General features: G+C 42.0%; 13 protein-coding genes. 7 read left to right on the top strand and 6 right to left on the bottom strand.

Annotated features, from left to right (window positions below):
- The first annotated feature begins 1 nt into the window (after position 1).
- The 3 genes from B9A91_RS16945 to B9A91_RS16935 are packed head-to-tail and all read left to right on the top strand — an operon-like array spanning position 2 to position 6,347.
- Positions 2 to 3,991: an FtsW/RodA/SpoVE family cell cycle protein gene (locus tag B9A91_RS16945; protein WP_084240194.1), complete on the top strand. Its 3,990-nt coding sequence runs from the start codon at positions 2 to 4 to the stop codon at positions 3,989 to 3,991.
- A 7-nt stretch (positions 3,992 to 3,998) separates the two neighbouring features.
- On the top strand, positions 3,999 to 4,796 hold the full coding sequence (locus B9A91_RS16940; protein ID WP_084240193.1) for an FHA domain-containing protein: 798 nt from the start codon (positions 3,999 to 4,001) through the stop codon (positions 4,794 to 4,796).
- A gap of 6 nt (positions 4,797 to 4,802) precedes the next feature.
- Positions 4,803 to 6,347 (top strand): serine/threonine protein kinase, encoded by a 1,545-nt coding sequence (locus B9A91_RS16935; protein WP_084240192.1) that lies wholly within the window; start codon positions 4,803 to 4,805, stop codon positions 6,345 to 6,347.
- Positions 6,348 to 6,372: 25 nt separating this feature from the next.
- On the opposite strand, the gene B9A91_RS16930 is transcribed toward B9A91_RS16935, so the two are convergent.
- On the bottom strand, positions 6,373 to 7,716 hold the full coding sequence (locus tag B9A91_RS16930) for a TlpA family protein disulfide reductase (protein WP_084240191.1): 1,344 nt from the start codon (positions 7,714 to 7,716) through the stop codon (positions 6,373 to 6,375).
- Positions 7,717 to 7,880: 164 nt separating this feature from the next.
- Positions 7,881 to 8,315, bottom strand: coding sequence for an Hsp20/alpha crystallin family protein (locus tag B9A91_RS16925; protein ID WP_084240190.1), 435 nt, complete (start codon positions 8,313 to 8,315; stop codon positions 7,881 to 7,883).
- A gap of 87 nt (positions 8,316 to 8,402) precedes the next feature.
- On the opposite strand from B9A91_RS16925, the gene B9A91_RS16920 reads away from it, so the two are divergent.
- Entirely contained in the window at positions 8,403 to 8,891 is a 489-nt protein-coding gene (locus B9A91_RS16920; protein WP_084240189.1) for an acyl-CoA thioesterase, read from the top strand.
- Here B9A91_RS16920 and B9A91_RS16915 read toward each other — a convergent pair.
- Positions 8,888 to 9,262, bottom strand: coding sequence for a dihydroneopterin aldolase (locus tag B9A91_RS16915; protein ID WP_084240188.1), 375 nt, complete (start codon positions 9,260 to 9,262; stop codon positions 8,888 to 8,890). The two genes, B9A91_RS16920 and B9A91_RS16915, sit on opposite strands and share 4 nt — an antisense overlap.
- Positions 9,263 to 9,365: 103 nt before the next feature.
- On the opposite strand from B9A91_RS16915, the gene B9A91_RS16910 reads away from it, so the two are divergent.
- Positions 9,366 to 10,556, top strand: coding sequence for an acyl-CoA dehydrogenase family protein (locus B9A91_RS16910; RefSeq protein ID WP_084240187.1), 1,191 nt, complete (start codon positions 9,366 to 9,368; stop codon positions 10,554 to 10,556).
- Positions 10,557 to 10,937 (top strand): SRPBCC domain-containing protein, encoded by a 381-nt coding sequence (locus B9A91_RS16905; protein WP_084240186.1) that lies wholly within the window; start codon positions 10,557 to 10,559, stop codon positions 10,935 to 10,937.
- Positions 10,938 to 10,974: 37 nt separating this feature from the next.
- On the opposite strand, the gene lysA is transcribed toward B9A91_RS16905, so the two are convergent.
- A complete protein-coding gene (gene lysA, locus B9A91_RS16900) occupies positions 10,975 to 12,126 on the bottom strand; it encodes a diaminopimelate decarboxylase (RefSeq protein ID WP_084240185.1) in 1,152 nt (383 codons plus the stop codon).
- Between the two features lie 187 nt (positions 12,127 to 12,313).
- Positions 12,314 to 13,627: an aspartate kinase gene (locus B9A91_RS16895; RefSeq protein WP_084240184.1), complete on the bottom strand. Its 1,314-nt coding sequence runs from the start codon at positions 13,625 to 13,627 to the stop codon at positions 12,314 to 12,316.
- Between the two features lie 209 nt (positions 13,628 to 13,836).
- On the opposite strand from B9A91_RS16895, the gene B9A91_RS16890 reads away from it, so the two are divergent.
- Positions 13,837 to 15,570, top strand: coding sequence for a phospho-sugar mutase (locus B9A91_RS16890; RefSeq protein WP_084240183.1), 1,734 nt, complete (start codon positions 13,837 to 13,839; stop codon positions 15,568 to 15,570).
- Positions 15,571 to 15,581: 11 nt separating this feature from the next.
- Here B9A91_RS16890 and B9A91_RS16885 read toward each other — a convergent pair whose 3' ends face one another.
- Complete coding sequence (locus B9A91_RS16885; RefSeq protein WP_084240182.1) at positions 15,582 to 16,022, bottom strand: response regulator; 441 nt, start codon at positions 16,020 to 16,022, stop codon at positions 15,582 to 15,584.
- Between the last annotated feature and the right edge of the window lie 8 nt (positions 16,023 to 16,030).

Genomic DNA, 16,030 nt, shown 5'->3' with positions numbered 1-16,030 from the left:
CATGGGAATAACAACGGTAAACCATCAAGGCAGAAAGACAGAGCGTATTTTTTTACTGCTCATTTCGCTGGTTCTTGCAGCTTTGTTTGTGATCTTGTTTTTTGCCCAGCAGCAGAACTTTAAAGAGGTGCATGCCCGTACGACTGATGGCACGATGGTGAACCTTAACGATCACGAGCCTGGGAAACACATCAGAACTTTACTTACGAAGGGCTATTATTTTGAGGATAAAAAAGATATAGACCTGATTGAAAAAGTGGTAAATCAAAGTACTGCAGTGTATAAAGCGCCCATTGATAATATCGGCGAGCTGAATAAACGCAACTTCTTTGTATCGGCCGCCCAGGCCTATGCCCTGGGCGGAAAGAACTTTAAAGAACGGGTGCTTGCTTCCCGGCTTTTGCTTGGTTTTACAGATTCTGATTCCCTGGCTTATGTGCAGGAACAGCGTCAGCCGAGACAAGCTCCCGCACAGCAGGATTTTGCCCGGGGAAATTACAGCATTGGCGGAAAAATAACCGATACTGCAGATAGGCCTGTAGCAGGGGTGTTATTGCGCTTAAAAATGATACTCCCCCAGGACACTCCCGGAATAGAAGACACAATAATAAATGATTTTACAGCATATACCCGAACTGATGCAAGCGGCAGCTACAAATTTGCACACCTTCCTGATGGTAAATCCTATGGGGTCCTGCCACTAAAGCCTGGTTTCCAATTCGGCCGTTCTCAAGGTGTTCAGGAACTGGATAAAGACATCATTTTCAATTTCCGGCAATCGGAACACAGTATCAAACTATTCTCTACCCGGGATTTCAAAATCCTTAAAAAAGAAAAATCGCTCATTGTACGTAGTCCTGAAGCCTACAACCAGTGGTATTGGATCATTGCAACCACTTTCTTCGCAGGCTTCTTTTTGATCCATTTTTTAATGAGTGTAAAATATCCGTCAGCAGATCAGCTTATTTTACCGGTAGTGATGCTCATGACAGGCCTTTCATTTCTTACTTTGCTGAGCTTGCAGGATCCTTTGAGAGATCGTTTCTTGGCAAAGGATAGTTTGGTCTTCTTTGGTTTAGGCATTGCAGGGATCTGTTTGATGCTTATGGTAAAACTGCGCAAGTTCAATGTAGATTCGGGATGGTACCGGATGTTTATCGTGAACAATACTTTTAGCAAGGCAAATGGCTGGCAATGGGCTTTTGCGGCATTGTGTCTGCTGGCGCTGACCATCGTATTTGGTACGGGGCCCGAAGGTAGCGGCGTAAAGGTAAACCTGTTCGGTGTACAGCCTAGTGAGATTGTAAAATATACTATCATTTTGTTCCTGGCTGGTTTCTTTGCCTCCAATGAACGTTTTATTACCGAATATAGCAGCTGGCATAAAAGGTGGTTCTTTTTTTCATTTGCCCTGATCGCCATGGTAATGGCGATATTGATGTACCTGGTACTCGGAGATCTTGGGCCAGCCATGGTGGTTTGCTTTACCTTCATCATCCTGTTTTCTTTCTCGAGAGGCGATTTTATGATGATGCTTACTGCCATTATTGTTTATGTTTTTAGTGCCTGGTTCCTGAACATCTGGATAGCTACATTGGTAACCGCTGCACTGATAGCCGTATTTATGATAGTCAACAAAAAAACCAGCGAATCTGCAGTGATGATTACCCTGGTTATGGCCGCATTTTTACTGATCGATCAGGTACCTTATCTGGATAAACTGATTCCGGGTCCCGTAAACAGGCTTGCCGAGAGGAAATCCATCTGGCAGGATCCCTGGAACAATGAGGTTTATGGTGGCGATCAGGTTGCCAATGGCATCTGGGCAATAGCAAGCGGCGGTATTAGTGGCCAGGGGATCGGTGAAGGTTTTGCCAAAACTATTCCTGAAGCGCATACAGATATGATTTTGCCCGCCATCGGTGAAGAATTTGGCTGGGCCGGTATTATAGGGATATTTATATTGTTCCTGGTATTTTTGCATCGGGCCATTATTATAGGCAGGCAAACCGGAACTCCCTTCCTGTTTTATCTGTGCGCTGGAATTGGAATCAGTTTATTCATGCAATTCCTGCTGATAGCAGGAGGATCTACAGGGGCGCTACCCCTTTCAGGCGTGGCTTTGCCTTTTATCAGCTATGGTGGTTCTTCATTAGTTGCCAATATGCTTGCAGCAGGCTTTTTACTTTCCGTTTCACTGATCAAAGGTTCTGAAGTACAGATGACCTATATTACAAAACAGCAGGATAACAACCTTGTTCCTGCCCTGTTGGCGGCCAGTATAGCGATTTTGTTGCTTACCCTGACCGTATCCAATTATGTTGTTCACAATAAAAAATGGGTAGTGCAACCGGCACTTGTGGCCGACCGAAGTGGTTCGCGGATGTTCAGCTATAATCCACGGATCGCTATTTTAATGAATAAACTTGCAGCAGGCGATTTATACGATAGAAACGGGCGCATTCTGGCCAGCAGTGAGCCGCAACATATCAGAAAGCAGCTGTCCTTATTAAAGAAATCAGGTGTTGATTATAACCTTGACTCAGCTCAGCATAAGAGGGTTGACCGCTATTACCCTTTTGAAGAACAAATGTTTTTTTGGGTGGGAGATAACAATACTGGTATTTTTAACGGTAGTACTAATGGCTATTTTGCCGAGTACGAACACGTAGCCGAGCTAAGGGGCTTTCAAACGCCGGCAGTTTCGATAAACACCCAGGCCAGTAAGTACCGGGAAGACAGGTTTCTCCCCAGAGGGATAAAAGAAATGTCCGTTAGTAAAAGGGATTATACGGCTTTGGCCCCACTTTTACTTGCTGGTATTAATAGTGCTGATGTTGAGCAGTTTAAAAAAAGAAATAGAAATATTAAGTTGACGGTTGACGCCGGCCTACAGACTACCATTCAAAACACCATTGCATTGGATACGGCAGTAAATAAAAGCAGGGTTTCGGTAGTCATCATGGAAGATATTACTGGTGATGTACTGGCATCGGCGGTGTACCCGCTTCCGCCGGTAAAAAACTGGGACCTGTTAAATATGACCATCTCAGAGCAAAACAAGCTCTCGGGCTGGTACACCACTGCAGATCTTGGTTTTACAACCGCCACTCCTCCCGGTTCAACTGCTAAAGTCTTAACCGCAATGGCGGCATTCAATAAGCTTGGAGTTGCTGCAGCCCAAAAAGTATTTACCGTAAGTTATACCGAACGTATTCGCACCAAAGGTATTGAGCCCGACGAGACAGGCCGGATAAACCTGGAGCGCGCCCTGGTTAAATCCAATAACGTATACTTCATTAAATTAGCCAATGAGGCGCAGCTGCAGGACGAAATGGCTACCTTATACTTAAAAACTGGTATGTTTCTAAGAGGTGTTGGAGGATATTATTATGACCGGGATACCGCCAATATAAAACAGGAAAACAAGTGGAGGGCGTTATGGCAAAAGACCGAATTTAATACCAAACCTAAATATGATCCGGCAAGGATACGAAGGACGAGGGCAAAAGGTATCTCAGGTATGGCCTGGGGGCAGGGGGAACTAATTGCAAGCCCGGCAGCTGTGGCCAGGCTGGTTTCGGGCGTGGCCAATAAAGGAAAGCTTGTAGGCAACCGGTATGTGTTGAAAATCAGTGATTCTGTAACTTCGGTTAATCCGGCTGTTAAAATTGCGAACGATCCGGTTTATGCGGATCTGATTAGCGGCTATATGCTGAAACAGAGTGAAAATAAAACCTATACGTTGGGACTAAAAGTTGCAGGTAAAACCGGAACCCCGGAACGGATATGGAAAAATGAACAGATAAACGATGGTTGGTATACTTTTTTTGCTCCGAAGGCTAATGGAAAAGGTCATATCGTAGTATGTATCAGGATAGAATCAACCAGAGGTTCAAGTAAAGCTGTAAAATTGGCCGGACAGCATGTTGTGCCGGCATTGTTAAAATTTGGCTACGTAAAAAAGGAAACCAGGGAATCAAAAAAATAAGAACAATATGTTTAACCTATTCAACAAACGTAATCCGGAGCCTCCGCAGGATGTTAAAGCCGTAAGAGAAATGTTGCTGGCTTCAATAAAACAGGAACTCCAAAAACTTGAAGGTGGCGAAGGCAAGCATATTAAAGGGCTAGCCCTTTTTATTGCCTGTCAGCCAGCAGAGCAATACATGTACGAATCGGCTGTTTTTGCTGAGGATGAAGTTCGTCTGAAAAATGAGGTCCAGCGGATAGCGGATGACTTTGCGATTGATCTGCCGGAAAACTGGAACATGCAGGTTACTTTTATGGAAGAACTACCACCGGATGCCATAAAGTTTGCAGGTTTAAATGCTGCCCTGCACATAAAAACCCCGGAACATGTAGTGGTTACAAAATCCAATACGGCCTATATCCGCACCTTGAACGGGGAATCTGAAAAGAGAATTTACAGAATTACAGCAGACGGTGGTAAGGTCAATATTGGAAGGGAGCATAAAGTACAGGTAAATGATGGCTTTTTCAGAATTAACCAGATCGCTTTTCCTGATGCAAGTGAAAATGAAGCCAATAAATTTATCAGCCGGCAGCATGCCCATATAGAATGGGATGCAGATACAGGTTCCTTCCTATTGTTTGCAGATGAAGGTGGAATCCCGCCAAGGAATAAAGTGAAAATCAGATCTGTTACGGATCATAGCCCCATAAAATTAAATGTTGCGGAACTGGGCCATGTATTGCAGGAAGGCGACCAAATTATACTTGGAGAACTCGCTGTGCTGGAATTTAGTTATCTTGAGACCGATTATAATCAATAATTAAAAATGAGTAAAGTTTTTACAATAACGGAAGGATTAGAAAACCTGGGTGCTTTAAGTACCGGCGGACAGGGCTCTGTATATAAAGGAAAAAGAATTGGAACCATCATTACGGCGGTAAAAATTATGCCTACACCAATTCATACAGAAAGTGAAGATGATAAAAACTTCATCAGGTTTAAGAATGAGGTGGAGAAATTGAAAAAGGTAAACGAGGTGCCAAACCCTAACGTAGTCAAAATATTGGGATCGGGACTTACTGAAAGTGGCTCCTTCCCTTTTATTGAAATGGAATATATCGAAGGCCCTGATCTGGAAAAACTTTTGATGCCGCCACATACCCCCGTTTTTAGCATTCAGGAAACCATTAAGCTTGCTGAACAGCTTGCAAATGCGCTTTCACACTGTCACCGTGTTGGAATTAAACATGGAGATATCAAAAGCAATAACGTAAAATTCAATACAGAAACCGGTAATTACGTATTGCTTGATTTTGGCCTGGCTGTAATGTCTGATGAACAACGCAGAACCAGTCTCCGCCATGCAGGTGCAGTTGAGTTTATGGCACCGGAGCAGCATGATGGGGAAATGTTCTTCCAGACGGATATATACAGTTATGGCATCATTCTATATGAATTGCTGGCGGGCACAGTACCGTTTCCGTTGATCAATAAGAACGAGAGTACACGCAACCAGGTAATGCTTGCGCATATGGAAAACCAGGTGCCAGATGTACTGGCTTTGCGCAGGAACCGCATGCCGCAGAACTGGGATGACGCAAAGAAGCAAAAAGAAATGGATGTTCCGGCCTGGCTGTTGCATGTGATGATGAAATGCCTGGAAAAAGCACCTGAAAAAAGATACGCAAATGGTGAGGCTTTACAGGAGGCAATAATGCACCGTACCTCCGGACCTGCTAAAGCAATTGAAGTGATTGTATCTCCACCTCCACCTTTTCCGCAGAAAAATCCGGTAGCTGACACCATTCCCGGCCAGGTAAAGCTGTCAAAATCTGTTTTTGCCATCATGATCTTGTCAATTGTGATCCTAGGAATGCTTTCTGCATACGGACTGTTCCTTAAAGGTGAACATTTGAAGAAAGGGGGTGTTACCGATTCATTAGCGCCTGCACCTGTAGATACTACCGCACATGAGCCCGTATATCAGCCTGATACTACTGCGCAGGTTCAACCTATCGCTATTGATACTGTAGCACAGAAAGCAGAGATAGACAGTTTAAGAAAAGAATACGAAGCGCAAATGGCTGCAGCAGCTAAGCGTGCACAAGCAGAAGCGCAGGCAAAAGAGAATAAGGAAACAGTGATCCTGAGTGGCGGAAAAAAATACCTGCTGCCCAAAGGAACCGTTTATTTTTATGAAGCTGCAAGCGGAGATGCCCCAAGAAATGCTGTGTTGGGTTTATGGAGTAATGCCAAGTTTAATGTAATAGATGAACAGAATGGTTTTATTTATGTAACCCATACCAATAAAGATGGGCAAACCACCAAAGGCTGGTTGAATAAAAACGACTTAAAAGAAGTAAAGGAATAAGCACGGCCTATTCCTTTTATATTCTTTAGTTCAGTAGCTTATTGATTGCTGCCGCCGCTTTTGCGTCTGAAGGGAGTGCTGCATTCATATCCGCTATTTTAAAATCTTTGCCTATAAGCAGAATCCTTGGGATACCCACTATGTTATAAGGCTGCAATTGGTTTCGGTTGATATTCCACTGCAGTCCCGTCGCTTTACGTGCAGCCACATTAGCCTTCCACGGAGCTTCTGTATCATCAATCGATAAGGAAACAAAGGCTACATCCGGATTGTCCTTGTATTTGAGCTTTAGCTTTTCAAAATGTGGCATTTCTTCCATGCATGGCCCGCACCAAATGGCCCAGAGATCGATATAAATTACTTTACCCTTCAGGCTGCTTAAGCTTACGCTTTTTCCGTCAATATCTTTTGCAACAAAATCGATTGGGGTGTCCCCTTTTCCAAATGCCATTAACCGGGAAAGCATTTGGTTTGAAGCTTTTCGATAACCGGATGTTTTAATGGCAGTCAGCTTAGGTATAAAATCATTTAGTTTTGATTTGTCGCTTTCCTTCTGCATTTCCCTTACAAGCGAATAGGCACTATACCAGTCTTTAATTTGTTGGAGGTCTTCGGGTTTTCCACCCTGTTTAACAAGTTCATCTGCAATGTCGCGATACACCACCAGTTTCATTAACGAAGCATCAACAAAGTTCTTACTGTATAAAGCCACTTTAGGCGCTATGGCTTTCCTATATGATTCGGTATAAGCTTTTGCCTTTTCGTCCTTTAGCCTTAGCATATAGGTGCCATAGTTTTCGCCACTATAAAGACTGTTGATCAGGTCGGCCTTAATCCTTGCATTTTCCAATCGTCTGAATTCGGGAGATATGTTCTTAGTGGCGGCCAGCTCTTTTGTCCTTGCAGCGGCAAGTGCTTCGACTGCGGCAATGGTAGCTTCCGGTGTTTCCTTTATGTTCTTGCCCCCTTCAATAAAAGACCCTCCCTTAGGAAAAGGTGTGTTTCTTAAATATTCGTTTGCAGCAGCACCTTTGCCCTTAAAAGTTGATATGGTGTTGTTGCTATAATCAACCGATATTTCCATGTCATCGCCCGGGCTCAGGTAAAGAATGTTCCGACCCAGTCTGAAATAATTCGGTGCAGCCAGCTTGAATTTAGTATCGAAACGTTGCTGCGCATCCGGAACAATGAGACGATCTGTTGTTGGCGGCAATAAATACTGGAACTCACACAGGTCCTCGATCTGCACCTGATTACTGAAATTTTTGAGTTCACCCTTCAGGTGAACCCATTCTGCTTTCTGTTGTGCCCTTGCTGTAAAGGTTAGAAGCAGGCAAAAGGCAAACAATGAATTTAATCTTTTAGTCATTTTTATGGCGTTTAGTTAACATAAAAGTATATAAAACCTGTTCATATACCTAACCTTTAAGAAGCGTAAAGCCATAAACAGGACTATCGGCCGGTAAAATAAATTTAAAAAAAATAGGGGCCGTCTTTCGACATGCCCCTATCACCTTAAAACAAACTAACCAATTATGAAACCTTTATTTCTTTAGCGGCCGATTTTGATTCATCTTTTTTACCAATGGTAATATTTAAGATGCCATTTACATACTCGGCGCTGATTTTCTCTGCGTCTACACTTTCAGGCAATACAAATGATCTGGCGAAAGAGTAGTAATCAAATTCTTTTCTGGTGTAATCTTTTTTCTCTTCTGTTTCGGTTGTTTTTTTCTCAGCCCAAACTGAAAGGGTATCTTTTTTCAGGTTAATTTGAAAATCTTCTTTTGTAAGGCCTGGAGCAGCCAGTTCAATTTTATAATCGCTTTCAGATTCTAAGATATTTACACCTGGTACTTTATTTATAGTTAAGTTTTTATTTAGCGCTTCACTAAACAATGAATCGAAAACATTGTTAAAGTAAGGTGCAGTGTTTCTGGTTCTGTTGTTAAATTTTACTAGTGTCATTGTTGTTTTCTCCTATTTTAAGTTTTTTATGTTTTACTTATTTGTATACTAACCCTTTGTTCAACTCCCATACCAACCCTATATTTTATGATATTTAAGACATTTTGGCGTAATAAAAATAAAAATAAAGACAAAACGGCAGATTCAATCAGCATTTTAGACAGTTTTAAGTATAAAACTATAATTGAAACCCGATTCACAGACTTTGATATGATGGGCCATGTAAACAATGCAGTGTATTTTACCTATATGGAGATTGCCCGGGCAAAATACTGGAACCACGCCATACAATGGGACTGGAAAAAGACTGGAGTAGTCATTGCTCAGGCAACATTAGACTATATTTTACCTGTTTTTATAGAAGATAAGATCAGCATGTATGTGCGTACCTCCAGGATCGGCAAGAGCAGCTTCGATCTGGAGTACCTGCTGGTTAAACTGGTAAATGGCCAGGAGCAGGTTTGCAATAAGGGCAAAACAACATGCGTGGCCTTCGATTATGCATCGAGAAGCCCATTTCCTATTCCAAAGGAGGAAAAAGAACGTATGATTTCGTTTGAACAGCTTGAACCTTAAGAAGCTTTATAGCTGAGTTGTACAAAAGAATGACCGATCTGCCCGGGCATAGGTGGGTTCAGCTTCCTGACACCAACAACAGCAGTTAAAATAAAAGGATAGGCAGCTATTGTACGGTCTATAATATTTCTGACTACAGTTTCCAGCATCTTTTGCGTCCTGGCCATTTCTTCCAGTATAATGGTATTTAGCACTTCGTAATTAACAGTGTGCTGCAGGTTTTCGGTATCACCATAAGGAATAAATTCAACCGTAATGTCTACCATAAAATAAATCCCCGTAAGTTGCTCTTCAGGATAATACCCATGTAAAGCAAAACATTTAATATCTTTTAAGGCTACAGTTTGAAGGTAGTTATGTTCCTGGGACATCTCTGAATATTTATTTTTTTACGAGCTTTTAATCAGCCCCTAACCCGAATTTAGTACCTTTGGAAGGATAGCCGATATTGCTGGACCAAATATAGTGTAAACCATGAATAAATCTGCCAAAAAAGACCTTTACGAAGCCCCTGATTATTATTTCCTGGATGAATTGTTATCTGAAGAACATAAGCTGATCCGTTCAACGGCAAGGGATTGGGTAAAAAAAGAAGTAAGCCCGATCATTGAGGGGTACGCCCAGAGAGCGGAATTTCCGAAGCATATTATCAAAGGACTGGGGGAAATAGGTGCCTTTGGCCCTACCATTCCGGTTGAGTATGGCGGTGCAGGTTTAGACTACACTGCTTACGGCATATTAATGCAGGAAATTGAACGTGGGGATTCCGGCATCAGGTCTACCGCTTCTGTTCAGGGCTCATTGGTTATGTATCCTATCTATGCCTACGGTACAGAAGAGCAGCGCAAAAAATATTTACCTAAACTGGCGACCGGCGAACTGATGGGCTGTTTTGGTTTGACCGAACCCGATCATGGATCCAACCCAGGCGGAATGGTAACCAATATTAGAGATAAAGGCGATCATTACCTCCTCAACGGTGCAAAAATGTGGATATCCAATGCCCCTTTCGCAGATATTGCAGTGGTTTGGGCCAAGGATGAAACGAGTAAGATCAGGGGAATGGTTGTAGAGCGTGGAATGGCAGGTTTTACTACCCCAGAGACACATAATAAGTGGAGCTTAAGAGCCTCAGCAACCGGAGAACTGGTTTTTGACAATGTGAAAGTTCCGAAAGAGAATATATTCCCGGACATTACCGGCCTAAAAGGGCCGCTGGGTTGTTTAAACCAGGCACGTTATGGCATAGCCTGGGGTGCGCTGGGTGCGGCTATGGATTGTTACGATACCGCCTTACGTTATTCCAAAGAGCGGGTTCAGTTTGGTAAACCCATTGGCGGTTTCCAGCTTCAGCAGAAGAAACTGGCCGAAATGGTTACCGAAATCACCAAGGCTCAGCTATTGGTATGGCGCCTGGGGGTTCTTAAAAGCGAAAACAGGGCCAGCGCTGAACAGATATCTATGGCAAAAAGAAATAGCGTTGAGATTGCACTCGATATTGCCCGCAATGCCCGGCAGATGCTCGGAGGTATGGGAATAACCGGCGAGTATTCTATTATGCGCCATATGATGAACTTGGAATCAGTGGTAACTTATGAAGGCACACACGACATCCATCTTTTAATTACAGGAATGGATGTAACAGGCTTAAATGCATTTAAATAAATGAAGACGTTTAAAAAATATTATCAGATCCCAGCCCCTCCTGAAGAAGTATACTGGGCACTAACAAAAGCCCAGAGCATACAGTTGTGGACAGGCGCTGAGGTTGAATTTACAGAAGAGCCTGGTACCGAATTTTCCTTTTGGGATGGGGACATCGTAGGGAAGAACCTGGAATTTGATTATGGGAAAAAAATTGTACAGCAATGGTATTTTGGTGAGGACAGCGAACCTTCCATTGTTACGATTAAATTGCACGCAGACAAAAAAGGAACTTCGCTTGAATTTGTGCAGACAAATATTCCTGATGCAGACTTTGACGAGTTTACTGCAGGTATAAATGAGTACTACCTGGGCGGTTTACTGGATTTTTTTGAGGAATAAGCAGGTATCAATCTATACCTGCTTATTTTAATATAGACTAGTCTTCGCTGTAAACAGACCTGATCTCGTCCCGAAGGTTGTATTTTGAAGCCATTACTTCACCGTAAGCACCTGCGCTTCTGATGGCGTACAGATCCCCTCTAAAAGTTTCAGGCTGCTCTACTTCTTTTCCAAAGCAATCCGTGCTTTCACAGATAGGCCCTACTATATCGTATTTTAAAGCCACCTGTTTACCACGGCTAAGGTTTTCTATTTTATGATAAGCCTGATACAAGGCTGGGCGCATCAACTCAGTCATTCCCGCATCCAGAACTACAAAATTCTTCTTTTTACCATTTTTTACATACAATACCCTGCTAATGAGCGATGCTGACTGCCCCACCAGGGCCCTTCCCAGTTCAAAATGCACTTCCTGTCCGGCCCGGATTTCCAGAAAATCAGAAAAGATCTTAAAATAATTGCCAAAATCAGGAACCTGCTGATCAGGATTGTGATAATCAATCCCCAATCCACCGCCAACATTTAACACTTTAACTGTAAAGCCCCGCTCTTCAAACCACAATCCAAATTCGTTGACACGTACACACAGGTTTTTATATACATCAAGGTTGGTAATCTGCGACCCTATATGAAAATGTATGCCTATAAATTCCAGGTTTGCAGATGCCTTTAAGGTTTCCGCACATTGAGGGAGATCCCAGGAGTTTACGCCAAACTTATTTTCGTCCAATCCTGTAGTAATGTTATGATGGGTATGTGCATCCACGTTAGGATTAATACGGATGGCTACTTTTGCCTTTTTACCTTTTTTTGCAGCCAGCTCATTGATCACCTCCAGCTCCTGGACAGACTCTACATTAAAGCAAAATATGTCTTCATCCAGCGCCAGGTTAATCTCTTTATCTGATTTTCCAACACCGGCAAATACAATCTGGTTCTTGTCAAAACCAGATTCAAGCGCCTTGCTTACCTCTCCTCCGCTTACACAATCGGCACCAAAACCTGTTGCCTTAATTTTTTGCAGTACAACGGGATTGAAGTTGGCTTTCATGGCATAATGCACATGAAAATTGTATAACTTTGCAGCGTCAGCGCAGGTTTTTAACGTGTTTTGCAACAGGCTAAGGTCGTAATAATAGAAAGGTGTTTCTAAGTTTGCGAAGCGCGATATATCTTTATCAGAGAACATAATGTTTAAGTATCTTGTTATCATTTTTGTAATTATCCTGGGTCTGATTTACATTGGTAATTACATTGACCTCAGAAATCATAAAATCAATAAAAAAGAGTACGACCGTAGAATCAGGTTCTTTATCGTACTCATTTTTATTCTTATTGGTATCCTGGTGTGGATAAAAAGGAAGTAATCCTACTCCTTATTCAAATAGCCTGTTATGCAGGCTTTTTAAAGCTTCAGTTTTATCGGCTGTATTAATGAGCAACGAGATGTTGTAGTTACTTCCCCCGTAAGAGATCATCCTTAACGGAATGTGTTTAATGGCATCTAGTACACGGGCAGCATAGCCATGCTTTTCGGCGCTAAAATCTCCCACTACACAAACAATCGATTGGTTGTTGTCCACTTCTACTGTACCAAAAGCATGCAGTTCTTCAACGATTTTATCCAGGTTATCAGTGAAATCAACCGTCAGGGAAACTGCCACTTCAGAAGTAGTGATCATATCTATAGGTGTCTTATACCTTTCAAATATTTCAAACACTCGCCTTAAAAAGCCATAAGCCAATAACATCCGGCTCGATTGGATTTTAATGGCGGTAATTCCATCTTTCGCTGCAATAGACTTAATTTTTCCTTTTTCGCTTTCCGTAGAAATGACTGTTCCGGCAGCCTTAGGCTCCATAGTATTCAATAAACGAACCGGAATCTTATATTTCTGAGCCGGAAAAACAGATTGTGGGTGCAATATCTTGGCACCAAAATAAGCAAGCTCTGCAGCTTCGTCGAATGAAAGATTTGCAATCGGCTTTGTGCCTTTAACTATCCTTGGATCATTATTGTGCATACCATCAATATCCGTCCAGATCTGAACTTCCTCCGCCAGTATAGCCGCACCTATCAAAGATGCAGTATAATCACTACCGCCACGGCGCAGGTTATCTACTTCACCAAAGCTGTTTCTGCAAATAAAGCCTTGGGTAATGAACAGTTTATTCCCTTTATGCTGCTCCAGTATAGGTTTAAGGTGTTTGGTTGAAAAAGGAACATCAGGCTCATTGTCTTCATCAATCTTCATAAAATCAAGTGCCGGTAACAATACCGAAGGGACGCCTATAGATTTTAAGTAAATGTGGTACAGGGTCGTCGACAACAATTCGCCCTGAGCCAGTACAACTTTCTCTTCCACTGCCGTGAAAATATCATTGGCCAGTGTATTTAAAAAGTTAAAATGATAATCAACCACCTCCTGGCCTTGCTCACGATATTCGCCTTCAGTTAAAAGTTCTGTTACAAAGTCATTATACTTTTGATGTAATGCGTTAATCAGGGTTAACGCCTCCCGTTTATCTTCCTTTAAAAGTTTGGCTGAAATTTCTACTAAACTATTGGTGGTACCAGACACGGCCGATAACACTACAATTTGTTCTTCTGCAGGATTAATGATGTCCAGCAATTTTTTCATGCGCTCAGGGCTTCCAACAGAAGTACCTCCAAACTTTAATACTTTCATAATTTGTTTTGTTGTTTTTTTAATGGTCCGAAAGCTGTGCTTTCGTTTTAGGTTTATTTAATTTTTAAATGGTTAAAAGCTACATAATAGCTATATTTATTTGCTGCAAGTTTCTATACTTGTAATCGGGCGTGAATTTAAAGAAATAGCGCTTAAAAACAGCAAAAGAGGCAAAATAAAATTTGGATAAACAACAATTACGAGGCAATATGCAATTAGAACAAGCTACCCTGGCCACTGTAAACAAATGGCTCAACGGAAATTATGATCAGACAACCAAAGACGAAATACAAAATCTATTAAATAAAGAAGCCTATACAGAGCTTACAGATTCCTTTTATCGCGACCTGGAGTTTGGTACGGGTGGGTTAAGAGGCATTATGGGTGCCGGATCAAACAGGATAAACAAATACACAATTGGAACAGCCACCCAGGGACTGGCAAATTACCTGAATAAAAAATATCCCGGAGAGAAAATTAAGGTGGCAATTGCACATGACAGCAGGAATAACTCTGATTATTTTGCAAAAATCACCGCGGATGTGTTTTCTGCCAATGGTATCCATGTGTATTTTTTTTCAGCCTTAAGACCAACTCCTGAACTTTCCTTCGCTATACGCCAGCTTGGCTGTCGCAGTGGGGTGATGTTAACAGCTTCTCACAATCCAAAAGAATATAACGGATATAAAGCATATGGTGCGGACGGTGGGCAATTTACTGCTCCGGACGATAAAATGGTAATGGACGAAGTTGCAAAAATTACCGACATCGATGAGGTTAAATTTGATCGGGTTGATGCCAACATAGAACTGATTGGTGAAGACATAGATCAGCTGTATCTCCACAAGATCACTGCGTTATCGGTATCACCCGAGGCAATTTCACGTCAGAAAGACCTTAAGATCGTATACTCTCCTATTCATGGAACTGGAATTACACTGGTGCCCAAAGCACTGGAGCAATTTGGCTTTACCAATTTAACCGTGGTGGAAGAACAAAGTAAACCGGATGGGAACTTCCCTACCGTGGTTTATCCTAACCCCGAAGAAAAAGAAGCCCTTACGCTCGCATTAAATAAAGCTAAAGAAATTGATGCCGACCTGGTATTGGCTACAGACCCGGATGCAGACAGAGTTGGAATTGCTGTTAAAAACAATGATGGCGAATTCGTATTGCTGAATGGCAATCAAACCGGAAGCCTGCTCATCAATTACCTTTTAACTGCCTGGCAGGAAAAAGGAAAGCTTACCGGAAACGAATACATTGTAAAAACCATTGTCACCTCAAATTTAATAGAGGCCATCGCAGATGCTAAAAAAGTAACCTGTTTCAATACCCTGACCGGCTTCAAATGGATCGGACAGATCATGACCAATCTTGAAGGTAAAAAGACCTTCATCGGCGGTGGAGAAGAAAGTTACGGTTATTTAATCGGTGACCTGGTAAGGGATAAAGACGCGGTTGTTTCCTGCGCATTTATAGCAGAAATGACTGCTTTTTACAAAGATAAGGGCAGCAGCCTTTACGATGCATTGTTAAATATGTACGTTGAATACGGCTTGTATAAAGAAGAACTTGTTTCTATTACTAAAAAAGGGAAAACAGGTGCTGAAGACATTAAGGCGATGATGGAGAAATTCAGGAACAATCCGCCTGAGACTTTGGGTGGGTCCAGGATCAGCACCCTTAAGGATTACGAATTGGGTGTTGAAACAGATTTAGGCTCGGGCACAAAAACAAAACTGGAATTGCCCAAATCTGATGTTTTACAATTTATAACTGAAGACGGGACTATTGTTTCTGCAAGGCCTTCGGGTACAGAACCAAAGATTAAATTTTATTGCAGTGTAAACACTCCGTTAAAAGACAAACAGGCTTTTAGCGAAACAGATGCTGTTCTTGGCGATAAAATTAAAGCAATAATGAATGATTTAGGGGTTTAACAACCTCTAAATCAATTCTCTTTGATCTCTTCAAAATACTTATCTGCGATAGTAGAAAAAGCCTGCATATTCAGGGGTTTGTGCAAATAGGTAGCTATCTCCTCTACTTTTGCGGCATGCAGTTCATCATCAGGATTAAGTGAGGTTGTCAGCATAACTACTACTATCCTGGCCTTATGCTTTTCATCCAGTTTTTTATATTCGGCCATAAAGTCCCATCCATTCATACCGGGCATATTGATATCCAGAAAGATGATGCCTGCTTTCGGCGCATCTTCTGTATGCGCATACTTACCGGAAAAGGTCAAATAATCCAATGCTTCCCTGGCAGATGTTATTTCTTTAACAGCTACATTAATTTTTGTGTTTTCAACTATCCTCCGATGAATGAAATTCGTTGAAATGTCATCGTCAACAAGCAATACGCAATCGAGATCTTTATACTTTTTCATCCCTATAT

Origin of the sequence: Pedobacter africanus, assembly GCF_900176535.1 — a bacterium.
Classification (GTDB): domain Bacteria; phylum Bacteroidota; class Bacteroidia; order Sphingobacteriales; family Sphingobacteriaceae; genus Pedobacter; species Pedobacter africanus.
This window is presented reverse-complemented; position numbering and strand designations above follow the sequence as displayed.

Excerpts from the sequence above, each read along its gene's own strand:
- lysA (WP_084240185.1), bottom strand. The coding sequence starts at position 12,126 with ATGTTCTCTGATAAAGATATATCGCGCTTCGCAAACTTAGAAACACCT.
- B9A91_RS16930 (WP_084240191.1), bottom strand. The coding sequence starts at position 7,716 with ATGACTAAAAGATTAAATTCATTGTTTGCCTTTTGCCTGCTTCTAACC.
- B9A91_RS16935 (WP_084240192.1), top strand. The coding sequence starts at position 4,803 with ATGAGTAAAGTTTTTACAATAACGGAAGGATTAGAAAACCTGGGTGCT.
- B9A91_RS16920 (WP_084240189.1), top strand. The coding sequence starts at position 8,403 with ATGATATTTAAGACATTTTGGCGTAATAAAAATAAAAATAAAGACAAA.
- B9A91_RS16890 (WP_084240183.1), top strand. The coding sequence starts at position 13,837 with ATGCAATTAGAACAAGCTACCCTGGCCACTGTAAACAAATGGCTCAAC.
- B9A91_RS16940 (WP_084240193.1), top strand. The coding sequence starts at position 3,999 with ATGTTTAACCTATTCAACAAACGTAATCCGGAGCCTCCGCAGGATGTT.
- B9A91_RS16885 (WP_084240182.1), bottom strand. The coding sequence starts at position 16,022 with ATGAAAAAGTATAAAGATCTCGATTGCGTATTGCTTGTTGACGATGAC.
- B9A91_RS16895 (WP_084240184.1), bottom strand. The coding sequence starts at position 13,627 with ATGAAAGTATTAAAGTTTGGAGGTACTTCTGTTGGAAGCCCTGAGCGC.
- B9A91_RS16945 (WP_084240194.1), top strand. The coding sequence starts at position 2 with ATGGGAATAACAACGGTAAACCATCAAGGCAGAAAGACAGAGCGTATT.
- B9A91_RS16925 (WP_084240190.1), bottom strand. The coding sequence starts at position 8,315 with ATGACACTAGTAAAATTTAACAACAGAACCAGAAACACTGCACCTTAC.
- B9A91_RS16905 (WP_084240186.1), top strand. The coding sequence starts at position 10,557 with ATGAAGACGTTTAAAAAATATTATCAGATCCCAGCCCCTCCTGAAGAA.
- B9A91_RS16910 (WP_084240187.1), top strand. The coding sequence starts at position 9,366 with ATGAATAAATCTGCCAAAAAAGACCTTTACGAAGCCCCTGATTATTAT.
- B9A91_RS16915 (WP_084240188.1), bottom strand. The coding sequence starts at position 9,262 with ATGTCCCAGGAACATAACTACCTTCAAACTGTAGCCTTAAAAGATATT.